Below are 12,788 nucleotides of genomic sequence, written 5' to 3'. Positions count from 1 at the left end.
TCCGCGCCCGTCGACTCGCCGAGGACGCGCGTCCGTCGGCCGACGTCGCTGGGCCGGCGCGGTCCCCCGCACCGTCGTGGCAGTCCGCGTCGTCACCAGCTCCGGGGTCCTGGTTGCGCACCAGGTCGGTCAGGTCGCGCTCGGTGCTGGCGCTGCGGCAGATGTCCAGCAAGGCGTCGAAGCGCCGCTGGTCGAGGGTGCGTGGGTCGTCGGGGTGGGTGAGGCCGGCCCGCCGGGCCAGGACCGCCCAGATGCCCGCGATCGCGGTGGCCGGACCGACCAGCTCAAGGGATCCCTGCCCGTCGGGCAGCACGCGCCGGGCGACCTGACGACGTTCGGAGGCTGTCTCTGCGCGCATCGCCGCGCCGACGGGGTCGACCGCGATGACCGCCGCCCTGACCCGGCGACGGAAGTCGGCCGGCGTCCGGGTCCGCCCGTCGGCGAGCACCCGGTCGCACACCTCTCGGGCCGCTTCGTCGTCGAGGGGCTCGGTCTCCTGCTCCAGCGCCCGTGCCTGCGGGTACGACAGCGAGCCGGCCGCCAAGGCCGCTCCAGCCATCGCGAGTCGACCGTGCAACGAGCGGGCCAGGTCGACGTCCTGTCGCCAGGAGCCGCCTGCCTCGCGCAGCGCGGCTCGCACGTCCTCGCGGGCGAAGTCGTCCCGGTTCGTCGCCGTCGGCCCGGCGACCGCGACAACGGCGTCCAGCTGGCGGGCGGTGACCCACCGGGAGGCCCGCTCCCAGGCCTGGAGCAGCTCGACCCGGCCGGCGTGGTCCAGGGAGTCGGGGTCGATCGCGGCCAGCAGCCCGATCTGCAACGGCCCGGGAGCGAGGGCGGCCACCCGGTCGAGCCGGGCCCCGGCCGCCTCGACGGCGGCGACGGCTCCCGCCGACCCGACAGCTGCCCCGAGGTCCCGGCCCGACGTGGCGAGCGCAGCGACCTCCGACATCGCGTCGCGCATCCTTTTGTCGAACACATGTTCGATTCTGGCATACACCTTGGACGTGCCGCTGACGCCGTCCACAAGGGCAGTCAGCTCGCGGCCAGGCCAACCGGCCCGTCCCTACGCCTCAGCCCAATGCGAGCTCGGCGCGCACGACCTCGGCCAGCCGGGCGGCCACCGCCTCAGCCTGCGACGCCTCCGCCGCCTCCACCATGACCCGCACCACCGGCTCGGTTCCGGACGGCCGCAGCAGCACGCGCCCGGTCTCCCCCAGCTCGGCGGACGCCTCGGCGACGGCCTTCTGCAGCGGCTCGCAGTCGTCGACCCCGCCGCGGTCGACGCCGCGGACGTTGACGAGGACCTGGGGCAGTCGGGTCATCACGCCGGCCAGGTCGCGCAGCGACGTCCCCGTCTCCGCCACCCGGGCCAGCAGGTGCAGGGCGGTCAGCGTGCCGTCGCCGGTCGTCGCGTGGTCGAGCATGATGACGTGGCCCGACTGCTCACCCCCGAGGGTGTAGCCGCCGTCCTTCATCGCCTCGAGCACGTAGCGGTCGCCCACGGGGGTCTCGACGACTGACACCCGCTCCCGCTGCATCGCCAGCCGGAAGCCGAGGTTGGACATCACCGTCGCGACCGCGGTCGAGTCGTGCAGCCGGTCCTTCTCGCGCATGGCGAGCGCGAGCACCGCCAGGATCTGGTCGCCGTCGACGACGGCCCCGGACGCGTCGACCGCAAGGCAGCGGTCTGCGTCGCCGTCGAGCGCGATGCCGGCGTCCGCTTCGTGCTCGAGCACCGCTGCCTGCAACCGGTCGAGGTGCGTCGAGCCGTAGCCGTCGTTGATGTTGAGGCCGTCCGGCCGGTCGCCGATGGTCACGACCTCCGCGCCGGCGGCCTGCAGGATGGCGGGCGCGAGGCGGTACGCCGCCCCGTTGGCCGTGTCGAGCACCACGCGCAGCCCGTCCAGCCGGTGCGGGACCGTCGACAGCAGGTGGTCGGCGTACCGCTGGCCGAGCGACGGGTCCTGGCGCACCCGGCCCACGGCCGCGCCGACCGGACGCTCCCACGCCTCGCGCAGGCGCTTCTCGATCGCGTCCTCGAGCTCGTCGGCGAGCTTGTGCCCACCGCGGGCCAGGAACTTCAGCCCGTTGTCGGGCATCGGGTTGTGGCTGGCGGAGATGACGGCGCCCAGGTCGGCACCGAGGTCCGCGGTGAGGAACGCGACGGCCGGGGTCGGCATGACGCCGGCCTCGACGACGTCGACGCCGGCGCTCGCCAGCCCGGCGACGACCGCCGCGGTGAGGAACTCGCCCGACGCCCGGGGGTCGCGTCCGACGACGGCGACCGGCCGGTGCCCCTCGAAGGCACCGACGTCCCCGAGCACGTGCGCGGCCGCGACAGACAGGTCGAGGGCGAGCTCGGCCGTGAGGTCACGGTTGGCCAGGCCCCGCACCCCGTCGGTCCCGAAGACCCGTCCCACGAGGCCGCCGACGATCAGCGCTTGCTGTACTGGGGCGCCTTGCGGGCCTTCTTCAGGCCGTACTTCTTGCGCTCCTTGGCCCGCGGGTCGCGGGTCAGGAAGCCGGCCCGCTTCAGCGAGGGACGGTTGCCCTCCTCGTCGATGCCGTTGAGCGCCCGCGAGATGGCGAGGCGCAGAGCGCCGGCCTGGCCCGAGACGCCGCCACCGTGGATCCGCGCGATGACGTCGAAGCGGTCCTCGGCGCCCAGGGTCACGAACGGGTCGTTGACCAGCTGCTGGTGCACCTTGTTGGGGAAGTACTGGTCCAGCGCACGGCCGTTGACCGTCCACTGGCCGGAGCCCGGGACGAGCCGGACCCGCGCGATGGCCTGCTTGCGCCGGCCGGTGGCCGCGCCAGGAGCGGTGACGATGTCACGCGGTGTCGCCGACGTGAACGACTCCACCGACGACTCGGAGGTGTAGCTGTCGGGGGTCTCGGCGTCGGTCTCGACGGCTTCGGTGGTGGTCTCGGCCACGGTGTCTCTCGGCTTCTCTCTCTGGTCTGTCGGCGGGTGAGGCGGAGCGCCTACTGCGCGACCTGGGTGATCTCGTAGGGCTGCGGCGACTGCGCCTGGTGCGGGTGCTCCGGGCCGGCGTAGACCTTGAGCTTCCTGAGCATGTTCCGGCCGAGGCTGTTGTGCGGCAGCATCCCCTTGACGGCCTTCTCGACGGCCTTCTCCGGGTGCTTCTCCAGCAGCACGGCGTACGGCGTGGCGCGCAGGCCGCCCGGGTAGCCCGAGTGCCGGTAGGCCATCTTGGCCTCGCGCTTGTTGCCGGTCAGCGCCACCTTGTCGGCGTTGATGACGATGACGAAGTCACCGGTGTCGACGTGGGGGGCGTAGATCGGCTTGTGCTTGCCCCGGAGGAGCGTGGCGACCTGGCTGGCGAGGCGCCCGAGGACGACGTCGGTCGCGTCGATGACGTGCCACTGACGCTGGACGTCGCCGGACTTGGGGCTGTACGTGCGCACGGGAAGGCCTTTTCGTTGCTCGCAGAGATGGCTTGCTTGGCAGGTGCACGCACCGGAGGGGTGGGCACAACGACCTCGCAGACTACCGTCCGCGCGGCGAGGGGGTCAAAACGCCGGATCAGGGCAGCCGGACGGCCTCCACCTCGTCGCCGAGGCGGTGCAGGCCGCGCACCATGTCCTTGGTCACCCGGTTGCGGGGTCAGGGTGCGCTGGGCCGGCTCGTGTAGACCGTCGGGTCACCTTGCACGAGCCAGATCTCCTGGTGCTCGATCGGGACGAACGACCGGTCACCGCCCGGCTCGCGCGTCAACGGCACGCTGTCCCCGGAGGGGCGGTGCATGATGAAGTTGACCGCCTTGGTCGCGTCCTTCAGCGGGATCGTGTAGAAGGCGCCGTAGTCATCGACCCCGTCCCGCTGTCGCGGCGTCCCCCAGTCCGTGGCTACGCCGTCCGCGATCGCGTCACCCCAGAGGTGCAGGCCCCAGTCGAGGTAGTCGCCGGCGGGGCGGAAGTAGTGCACTGTCGCGCTGGCAGGCGGAGGACCTGCCATCTCGACGGTGCGTGTCGCCGACACCGTCCCCCCTCCGACATAGTGCAGGGTCGCGCGGTAGCTGATAGACGTGCCCTCCGCGAGGTCGAGCGCGTCCACGTCGTCGAAGACCGTGTAGACGGGCGACGAGTCGTCGGTCCCGATCTGGGTCCACGCGCCGCCGGCCACGCTTCGCTCGAAGGTGACCACGTGGTCCGCACGCTCCGGGTCGGCGACCGCTCGCACCTGCACGGTGCCGCGCACCTTGGTTCCCTCTGCCGGGACCTCGATCGTCAGCTTCGGCGCCGGGACAGCGCCCGCTGCGACGTTGCTGTCGCGGGTGTGCCCGCCGTTGTCGAGAACGACCGCGCGGTACTGCAACGCCGTGCCAGGCGTCTCCGACGCGACGTCGTGGAAGACGCGGTACGGAGCGCTGTCGTCCGTCCCGATCGACTCCCAGGCGCCGTTGCCCACCTTCGCCTCGAAGCTCACCTCGTAGAAGGAGTCACCCGCGACCGCGGCGGGCACGAGCATGCGGCCACGCGCCTCGTCGGTCGGGGTCGGCGTGCCCAACGAGATCGCCGGCGCCTCCTTGGAGTGCGGGATCCGCCCGCTGGACTCGTAGACCACCGTCGACAGCGGCGGGAGCGTGACCTCGAGGGTCTTGTCCGCCTTGGTCTTCACCTCGGCGGCACCGGCACCGTAGATCTTCGTGAAGTTGCGCTTGCCGATGTACGTCGGGACGGCAGCCGACTTCTGCGACTCGCTGTTGTTCAGCGCGACGACGTACTCGCGCTGGTCCGCGCGGTCCAGCCGCGAGAACGCGTAGATGCCGGGCCCGTCGGTCGACCATCGGTCCTGCTGCGCACCGTCGCGCAACGCCGGGTGCTCCTCGGTCAGGGCCGCCAGCCCGCTGATCGTCTGGTAGAGAGGATGCGACGTGACGAAGTTGTCCTGCGCGTGCGTCGCGGACGTGCCGATCAGGTCGTCGTCCAGGTACTCGGGCACCTGGCTGGCGAACATGGTCTGCCGGGCCAGCTGGTCGCCGCCGGTGCCGGTGAAGCCCTGCTCGTCTCCGTAGTAGACCACCGGGTTGCCTCGCGAGAAGTACATCAGCTCGTGCGCGAGCTGGTCCCGCCGCAACATCTCCGCGTCTGCGGCGCCCGGGTTGTCGTTGGCGACGAAGAAGCCGATGCGCCCGCGGTCATGGTTGCCGAGGAAGGTCGGCAGCTGGTAGGCGTTCGAGTCCCCGTCCGTGTACCAGTCGTCGTTGTCGAAGAACTGGGCCAGGTTGCTCGTCGCACCGCCCTTCGAGGCGAAGTCTCGAGCCACGTCGGCGAACGGGAAGTCGAGGACGGACTGCATCTCGTTGTGGGTGGTGTAGAGCGAGGTGTCGGCCTTCTGCCGGGCACCGAAGCCGTCGTACGCCACCTCGCCGAACATGAAGAACTCGGGCTTCCCGTTGTCCCTGGCGTAGTCCAGCACGGTGGGGCCGAAGGCCTGCCAGAACTCGTCGTCGACGTGCTTCATCGTGTCGATCCGGAACCCGTCGACGCCGTAGTCCTTGATCCACGTCTGGTAGATGTCGATCATCCCGTTGACGACCGTCGGGTGCTCGGTGAAGAGGTCGTCGAGCCCGAAGAAGTCGCCGTACTGCGAGTTCTCGCCGACGAACGTCGTGTCGCCACGGTTGTGGTAGAGCCGCACGTCGTTGAGCCAAGCGGGGACCTTCAGGTCGGTCTCGCCGGCCTCGAGCACCGGCGTGTAGCCGTTGGGGAACGAGGTGGCGGCTGACAGCCCGGGGAAGGTACCCGTCCCGGCGTAGTCCCGGTCGTCGAATGCCTCTCCGCTCGCATCGGTGTAGGGGTCCTGGTCCTTGGACACGTACGGCTTGCGCGCCCCGGTGTCGTAGCCGATGACGTCGGCAGTGTGGTTGGTGATGATGTCGAAGTAGACCTTCATCCCTCGCGCGTGCGCCGCGTCCACCAGGTTGCCCAGGTCCTGGTTGGTGCCCAGGTGCGGGTCGATCTGGGTGAAGTCGGTGATCCAGTAGCCGTGGTAGCCGGCCGACGGGCCGTCCTCGGGCTGCACCGGCTTGTTCTTGAAGCTCGGGGTCAGCCAGATCGAGTCGGTGCCGAGTCCCTCGATGTAGTCGAGCTGGTCGAGCAGGCCCTTGAGGTCACCACCGTTGTAGAAGCCTTTCTTGGTCGGGTCGAAGCCCGACACCATGGGGTCGTCGCCGTAGCCACCGTCGTCGTTCTCCGGGTCCCCGTTCTCGAACCGGTCGGCCATCACGAAGTAGAAGTTCTCGTCGGTGACCGGCTCGCGCAGCGAGTGCCGCGCTGTCGCGCCGTCACCGCCCGACGGCTTCGGCGTCGCGCCCACCGGCGCGGCCACGCCTGCCACCGCGACCAGGGAGGCGACGAGCGCCAGGAGCAGGCGGACGACCGGGGCGCGACGCGGCATGGCGGGTCTCCTCGAGGAGGGAACAAGATCCGTTTCGCCGCAACCTAGCCGTAACACCGCGTATGGGGAACCCCCGGCCGCAAGCCGCAAATCCCCCGGCGCCCCGCGGTCAGCGCGCCCGCTCGACCCGGCCCTCGTCCCAGACCGGCTGGTCCGACTCGTACACGCCGCCGTCCGCGCCGAACACGAGGAACCGGTCGAAGCCGCGCGCGAACCACCGGTCGTGGGTCACCGCGACGACCGTGCCGTCGAAGGCGGACAGACCGTCCTCCAGCGCCTCGGCGGAGACGATGTCGAGGTTGTCAGTCGGCTCGTCGAGCAGCAGCATCGTCGCTCCGGACAGCTCGAGCAGGAGGATCTGCAGCCGGGCCTGCTGCCCGCCGGACAGCGAGTCGAAGCGCTGCTCGGCCGCGTGCGCCAGCTCGTAGCGGTCCAGAGCCCGGGACGCGGGCTCCCTGCCCATGCCGTCCCGGTGCTCGTCACCGCGCCAGAGGATGTCGAGCAGCGTGCGGCCGGCCAGCTCGGGGTGCTCGTGGGTCTGCGCGAACCAGCCGGGCCGCACCCGGGCACCGAGCCGGGCCCGGCCGGTGTGCGCGACCGGCGCGATCACGAGGTCCTCGACCGGGCGGTGCTCTGCGTCCGGGTCGGACCCGCCGCGCGCGAGCAGCCGCAGGAAGTGCGACTTGCCCGACCCGTTGGAGCCGAGCACGGCCACCCGGTCGCCGTACCAGACCTCGAGGTCGAAGGGCTTCATCAGCCCGGTGAGCTCGAGCTGCTCGCAGACGACCGCGCGCTTGCCGGTCCGAGCACCCCGGAGCCGCATCGACACGTCCTGCTGCAGTGGGATCGCCTCCGGCGGCCCGGCCTCCTCGAACATCCTGAGCCGCGTCACCGCCGCCTGGTAGCGCGAGGCCATCCCGTCGTTGTAGGCGGCCTTCTGCTTGTACATGAGGACCAGCGCCTTGATCTTGGCGTGCTCCTCGTCCCAGCGCCTGCGCAGCTCCTCGAGCCGGGCGAAGCGCTCCTTGCGGGCTTCGTGGTACGACCCGAAGCCCCCGCCGTGCGTCCACGCGGTGTTCCCACCCGCGCCGAGCTCGACGGTGACGACCCGGGTGGCGGTCCGCGACAGCAGCTCGCGGTCGTGGGAGACGAAGAGCACGGTCTTGGGCGACTCGCGCAGCGAGTCCTCGAGCCACCTCTTGCCGGGGACGTCCAGGTAGTTGTCCGGCTCGTCGAGCATGAGCACCTCGTCCGGTCCGCGCAGCAGCGCCTCGAGCACCAGGCGCTTCTGCTCGCCGCCGGAGAGTGTCCGCACCTCGCGCCACTGGGCCTTCTCGAACGGCACCCCGAGCGCCGAGACCGTGCAGGTGTCCCAGAGCACCTCCGCGTCGTAGCCCCCGGCGTCCGCCCAGTCGGCCAGCGACTGGGCGTACCGCATCTGCGTCTTCTCGTCGTCGCGCTCCATCATCGCCAGCTCGGCTGCCTCCAGGGCCGCGGCGGCGCTGCGCACCGCCGGCGGCGCCACGGACACGAGCAGCGACCGCACCGACGACTCGTCGCGCACCGAGCCGACGAACTGGCGCATCACCCCCAGGCCGCCCGAGCGGCCGATCGACCCCTCGTGCGGGTCGATGTCGCCGGCGACCAGCCGCAGCAGGGTCGTCTTGCCGGCGCCGTTGGCGCCGACAAGGGCGACCTTCGCCCCGTCCCCCACCCGGAAGGACACGTCCGACAGGAGGCAGCGGCCGTCCGGCAGGTAGTAGCTGATCCCGTTGACGTCGACGTGGCCCACAGGTCACGAGTGTGCGCGCGCCCCACGCCCGCGGCGACCCCTTTAGGGAGAGCCGAGGACCGCCGGCGACGCCGGGTCCGACATCTCGACGACCACGTCGGCTCGCGACCACGGGTCGTCGCGCTCCTGGTGCAGCGCCTCGGCCGCCAGGTAGCGCCGCAGGTAGAGCTCCCGGACCTGCTCCGGCGTGCCGAGGTCCGCGTCGCGCACCAGCCCGCGCTCCAGCACGCTCCCGGGGTCCGCGACCACCATCACCGAGAGGTCCCACCTGCGCGCGAGGTCCGGGACGAGGAGGAAGGACCCTTCGACGAGGACCACCCCGTCCGCCGGCAACGGCACCGGCTCGGGGTCGACCGGCTCGTCCGCGGCGAGGTCGTACGCCGCCGGCACGACGCTCGTGGCGCCCTCGGCCACCGGGTCGAGGACCAGCCGGCGCAAGGCCCCTGGGTCGAACGAGTCGTCCAGGTAGCCCGCGGCCGACGCACGACCCTGGCGGTGACGCCGCTCGCGCGGGAAGTGGAAGTCGTCGTAGGACACCGGCACGACCGGGCGGCCGGCGCCCTGCACGACCTCGACGAGCTCGGCGGCCAGCGTCGTCTTGCCGCTGCAGCCGACGCCGGTGAGGCACACCGATCGTGGTGCACCCTCGGGCAGTGCCAGCACCATGGACGCCAAGGTGACCAGCACCTCCTCGCGGCTCGCCGTGGTGGTCATGTGGGCTCCTCCCGTCGGCGGCGTGCCGCCTGGGCTCGTGCCGCCAGCTCCTCGTCCGGTGGGTAGCGGACCTCCTCGAGGGTCAGCCCGTGCGGAGGAGCGACTTGGACGTCCGGCCGCCGTACCCTGCCGGCCAGCACCTCGGCCGGCCACGCCGCCGGTCGCCGGCCCTCGCCGACCGCCAGGGCCGCGCCGACCAGCGCCCGCACCATGTTGTGGCAGAAGGCGTCCGCGACGATCGTGGCCACGACCAGCCCGTCCACGCGCGACCACCCGTGCTGAAGCAGGGTCCGCACCGTGGTGGCGCCCTCGCGGGGCCGGCAGAAGGCGCTGAAGTCGTGCACGCCGAGCAGCGCACGAGCAGCCTCGTCCATCGCCGCCACGTCCAGCTTGCGGCGGTGGTCGACCACGTCGTGCCGGCGCAGCGGGTCCACCCCGGCCGGGTGGTCGCCGACCCGGTAGGCGTAGCGGCGCCAGAGAGCGGCGAAGCGGGCGTCGAACCCGTCCGGTGCGGGCGTCACCTCGGTCACGCGTACGTCGCGAGGCAGGACCCCCGACAGGCGGCGGGCCAGCGCGCCGGGACCGCCGGCCCTCTCGACCGCCGTCACCGGCGCGTCCACGTGGGCGACCTGACTGCGCGCGTGGACACCGGCGTCGGTCCGACCGGCGCAGGTGACCCGCGACTCAGGGACCCGCAGCACGGTCATCAGCGAGTCCTCGACGACCTCCTGCACGCTCCGCCGCCCCGGCTGGCGGGCCCAGCCGGAGAAGTCGGTCCCGTCGTACCCGAGGTCCAGGCGCAGACGGACGAGCCCGCCGGCCCCGGGGACGGGGACGGCGGGCTCGGTCACGGCGTGCGCGTCGGGCGTCAGGACTACTCCGACTTCTTGGCGTCCTCGGCGGCGTCCTCGGCGATCTCGGCGAAGGCCTCGGCCTCGCCGGCGGCCTCGTCGACCTTCTCGTCCGTGGAGCCCTCGGCAGCGGCAGCCGCCTCGTCCGCGGCCTCACGGGCCTCGGCAGCAGCCTGCTCGGCGCCTTCGACGTCACCCTCGGCGGCGTCGTCGGCGGCCTCCTCGGCCGCGGCCTCGGCAGCCTCGGAGGCCGCTGCCGCCGTCGCCGCCTCGTCCGTGGCAGAAGCCTTCTTCGCTGTCTTCTTGGCGGTCTTCTTGGCGGTCCGCTTCGTGGCCGCCTCCGCCTCCTTCACCGTCTCGGCCTTGGCCGTCAGCGCCTCGACCAGCTCGATGACGGCCATCGGGGCGTTGTCACCCTTGCGGGGCCCGACCTTGGTGATCCGGGTGTAGCCGCCGTGACGGTTCCCGTATCGCGGGCCGATCTCGGCGAATAGCTCGTGCACCACGCTCTTGTCCCGCACGACGGTCATCACCCGCCGGCGTGCGTGCAGGTCCCCGCGCTTCGCGAACGTGATCAGGCGCTCGGCCAGGGGACGCAGCCGCTTGGCCTTGGCCTCTGTCGTAGTGATCTTGCCGTGCTCGAACAGCGCGGTGGCCAGGTTGGCGAGCATCAGTCGCTCGTGCGCCGGGCCGCCGCCGAGGCGGGCTCCCTTGGCTGGGCTGGGCATGGTGTTCCGTCTCCAGTCTGCGAGGTCCGAGGGGTCGGGTCAGCCGACCGTTGTCAGTACTGCTCGTCCTCGACGTAGGCCGTGTCGTCGTCGGCGCCGTAGTTGTCCACGGCGGTGCTCGGGTCGAACCCGGGCGGGCTGTCCTTGAGGGCGAGGCCCATCGAGTGCAGCTTGGCCTTGACCTCGTCGATCGACTTCGCGCCGAAGTTGCGGATGTCGAGCAGGTCGGCCTCGCTGCGGGAGACGAGCTCGCCAACGGTGTGGATGCCCTCACGCTTGAGACAGTTGTACGACCGCACCGTCAGCTCGAGGTCCTCGACCGGCAGGGCCAGGTCGGCGGCGAGCGCGGCGTCGGTCGGCGACGGACCCATGTCGATGCCCTCTGCCTCGACGTTGAGCTCACGGGCCAGCCCGAAGAGCTCGACCAGCGTCTTGCCGGCCGACGCCATGGCGTCGCGCGGCTGCATGGAGCGCTTGGTCTCGACGTCGACGATCAGCTTGTCGAAGTCGGTGCGCTGCTCGACACGGGTCGCCTCCACCTTGTAGGTCACCTTGAGCACCGGGGAGTAGATGGAGTCGACCGGGATCCGGCCGATCTCCTGGCCCACCTGCTTGTTCTGCACCGCGGAGACGTAGCCGCGGCCGCGCTCGACGGTGAGCTCCATCTCGAGCTTGCCCTTGCCGTTGAGCGTCGCGATGTGCAGGTCGGGGTTGTGCACCTCGACACCGGCGGGGGGCGCGATGTCGGCGGCGGTGACCGCGCCGGGGCCCTGCTTGCGCAGGTACATCACCACCGGCTCGTCCACCTCGGAGCTCACGACGAGCCCCTTGATGTTGAGGATGATCTCGGTGATGTCCTCCTTGACGCCGGGCACGGTGGTGAACTCGTGCAGCACGCCGTCGACCCGGATGCTCGTGACCGAGGCTCCGGGGATCGAGGACAGCAGGGTGCGGCGGAGGGAGTTGCCGAGGGTGTAGCCGAAGCCCGGCTCGAGAGGCTCGATGACGAACCGCGAGCGGTAGTCGTCGACGACCTCTTCGGAGAGGGTGGGGCGCTGTGCGATCAGCACGTCAATGTCCTTCCAGCAGGCGTCCGCCATATGACGCCGTGCGAGGTGGTGCACCCAGGGGCGGCGTCGGTCTGCCGCCCCCGGGGTCGTGCGCTTACTTCGAGTAGAGCTCGACGATCAGCTGCTCCTGGACCGGCGTGTCGATGACCTGCCGGGCCGGGAGCGAGTGGACGAGGATGCGCATCCGGGTGGGGATGACCTCGAGCCACGCCGGCACCGGGCGCTCGCCGGCCTCGGCGCGCGCGACGATGAACGGCGTGAGCTCGAGCGAGCTCTCACGGACCTCGATGATGTCGTTGTCGCTCACGCGGAACGACGGGATGTCGACCTTGCGGCCGTTGACGGTGAGGTGGCCGTGGCGCACCAGCTGGCGGGCCATGTCCCGGGACTTGGCGAAGCCGGCCCGGTAGACCACGTTGTCCAGACGGCTCTCGAGGATACGCAGCAGGTTCTCGCCGGTCTTGCCCTGCTTGCGGTTGGCCTCGTCGTAATAGCCACGGAACTGCTTCTCGAGCACACCGTAGATGCGGGTGGCCTTCTGCTTCTCCCGCAGCTGCAGGAGGTACTCGCTGTCCTTCGAGCGACCGCGACCGTGCTCACCCGGCGGGTAGGGACGGATCTCGATCGGGCACTTCGGCGACTCGCACTTCGCACCCTTGAGGAACAGCTTCATCTTCTCGCGGCGGCAGCGCTTGCAGTCCGCACCTGTGTAACGAGCCATGTCTCCTTCTCCCCCCTCAGACCCGGCGCCGCTTGGGCGGGCGGCAGCCGTTGTGCGGGACGGGGGTCACGTCCTGGATGGTGCCGACCTCGAGGCCGGCGGCCTGCAGCGAGCGGATCGCGGTCTCGCGACCGGAGCCCGGGCCCTTGACGAACACGTCGACCTTGCGCATGCCGTGCTCCTGGGCACGCCGGGCCGCGTTCTCGGCCGCCATCTGTGCGGCGAACGGCGTCGACTTGCGCGAGCCCTTGAAGCCCACGTGGCCGGCCGAGGCCCACGAGATCACGTTGCCCAAGGGGTCGGTGATCGAGACGATCGTGTTGTTGAAGGTGCTCTTGATGTGGGCGTGGCCATGGGCCACGTTCTTCTTCTCCTTGCGGCGCACCTTCTTGGCGCCCGCGCCCTGACGGCTCTTCGGAGGCATCTGCTCTGGATCTCCTGGGTGGCTGGTTCGTGTGCCGGACGAGAGGCCGGGAGGCCTACTTCTT

12 protein-coding genes are annotated in these 12,788 nt (G+C 71.3%); all 12 read right to left on the bottom strand.

Translation table 11 applies throughout. The annotated features are described in order from the left end of the window. The coding region (locus tag VK640_07565; GenBank protein ID HTE73042.1) for a DUF222 domain-containing protein at positions 1–949 on the bottom strand (949 nt) is incomplete at its 3' end. A gap of 121 nt (positions 950–1,070) precedes the next feature. Beyond that, positions 1,071–2,420, bottom strand: a complete 1,350-nt coding sequence (glmM, locus tag VK640_07560) for a phosphoglucosamine mutase (protein HTE73041.1) — start codon at positions 2,418–2,420, stop codon at positions 1,071–1,073. Between the two features lie 14 nt (positions 2,421–2,434). Next, the gene (rpsI, locus tag VK640_07555; GenBank protein ID HTE73040.1) at positions 2,435–2,935 is read right to left on the bottom strand and encodes a 30S ribosomal protein S9; all 501 of its coding nucleotides are present in this window, start codon (positions 2,933–2,935) and stop codon (positions 2,435–2,437) included. Between the two features lie 50 nt (positions 2,936–2,985). After that, positions 2,986–3,429: a 50S ribosomal protein L13 gene (gene rplM / locus VK640_07550; protein HTE73039.1), complete on the bottom strand. Its 444-nt coding sequence runs from the start codon at positions 3,427–3,429 to the stop codon at positions 2,986–2,988. A gap of 199 nt (positions 3,430–3,628) precedes the next feature. Further along, positions 3,629–6,424: an alpha-amylase family glycosyl hydrolase gene (locus VK640_07545; protein HTE73038.1), complete on the bottom strand. Its 2,796-nt coding sequence runs from the start codon at positions 6,422–6,424 to the stop codon at positions 3,629–3,631. A 109-nt stretch (positions 6,425–6,533) separates the two neighbouring features. Continuing rightward, positions 6,534–8,216 carry an ATP-binding cassette domain-containing protein gene (locus tag VK640_07540; GenBank protein ID HTE73037.1) on the bottom strand — a complete coding sequence of 561 codons (1,683 nt, stop codon included), beginning with the start codon at positions 8,214–8,216 and terminating at the stop codon, positions 6,534–6,536. A gap of 42 nt (positions 8,217–8,258) precedes the next feature. After that, positions 8,259–8,930, bottom strand: coding sequence for a uridine kinase (locus tag VK640_07535; protein ID HTE73036.1), 672 nt, complete (start codon positions 8,928–8,930; stop codon positions 8,259–8,261). Further along, complete coding sequence (gene truA, locus VK640_07530; GenBank protein HTE73035.1) at positions 8,927–9,781, bottom strand: tRNA pseudouridine(38-40) synthase TruA; 855 nt, start codon at positions 9,779–9,781, stop codon at positions 8,927–8,929. The genes VK640_07535 and truA overlap by 4 nt, the downstream gene beginning before the upstream one ends. 23 nt (positions 9,782–9,804) lie before the next feature. Further along, positions 9,805–10,509, bottom strand: a complete 705-nt coding sequence (gene rplQ, locus VK640_07525; GenBank protein HTE73034.1) for a 50S ribosomal protein L17 — start codon at positions 10,507–10,509, stop codon at positions 9,805–9,807. 53 nt (positions 10,510–10,562) lie between these two features. Further along, positions 10,563–11,579 (bottom strand): DNA-directed RNA polymerase subunit alpha, encoded by a 1,017-nt coding sequence (locus VK640_07520; protein HTE73033.1) that lies wholly within the window; start codon positions 11,577–11,579, stop codon positions 10,563–10,565. Positions 11,580–11,673: 94 nt separating this feature from the next. After that, the gene (rpsD, locus tag VK640_07515) at positions 11,674–12,300 is read right to left on the bottom strand and encodes a 30S ribosomal protein S4 (GenBank protein HTE73032.1); all 627 of its coding nucleotides are present in this window, start codon (positions 12,298–12,300) and stop codon (positions 11,674–11,676) included. A 16-nt stretch (positions 12,301–12,316) separates the two neighbouring features. Further along, positions 12,317–12,724: a 30S ribosomal protein S11 gene (rpsK, locus tag VK640_07510; GenBank protein HTE73031.1), complete on the bottom strand. Its 408-nt coding sequence runs from the start codon at positions 12,722–12,724 to the stop codon at positions 12,317–12,319. Positions 12,725–12,788 lie beyond the last annotated feature (64 nt).

The sequence above is a fragment of the Actinomycetes bacterium genome (genome assembly GCA_035489715.1).
Taxonomy (GTDB): domain Bacteria; phylum Actinomycetota; class Actinomycetes; order JACCUZ01; family JACCUZ01; genus DATHAP01.
Note: the sequence above shows the minus strand (reverse complement) of the source record. Positions and strands in the feature narration are given on the sequence as shown.

What these genes read in the sequence shown, in the direction of transcription:
- VK640_07545 (HTE73038.1), bottom strand. Translation starts at nt 6,424, where the DNA reads ATGCCGCGTCGCGCCCCGGTCGTCCGCCTGCTCCTGGCGCTCGTCGCC.
- VK640_07535 (HTE73036.1), bottom strand. Translation starts at nt 8,930, where the DNA reads ATGACCACCACGGCGAGCCGCGAGGAGGTGCTGGTCACCTTGGCGTCC.
- rplQ (HTE73034.1), bottom strand. Translation starts at nt 10,509, where the DNA reads ATGCCCAGCCCAGCCAAGGGAGCCCGCCTCGGCGGCGGCCCGGCGCAC.
- rpsD (HTE73032.1), bottom strand. Translation starts at nt 12,300, where the DNA reads ATGGCTCGTTACACAGGTGCGGACTGCAAGCGCTGCCGCCGCGAGAAG.
- rpsK (HTE73031.1), bottom strand. Translation starts at nt 12,724, where the DNA reads ATGCCTCCGAAGAGCCGTCAGGGCGCGGGCGCCAAGAAGGTGCGCCGC.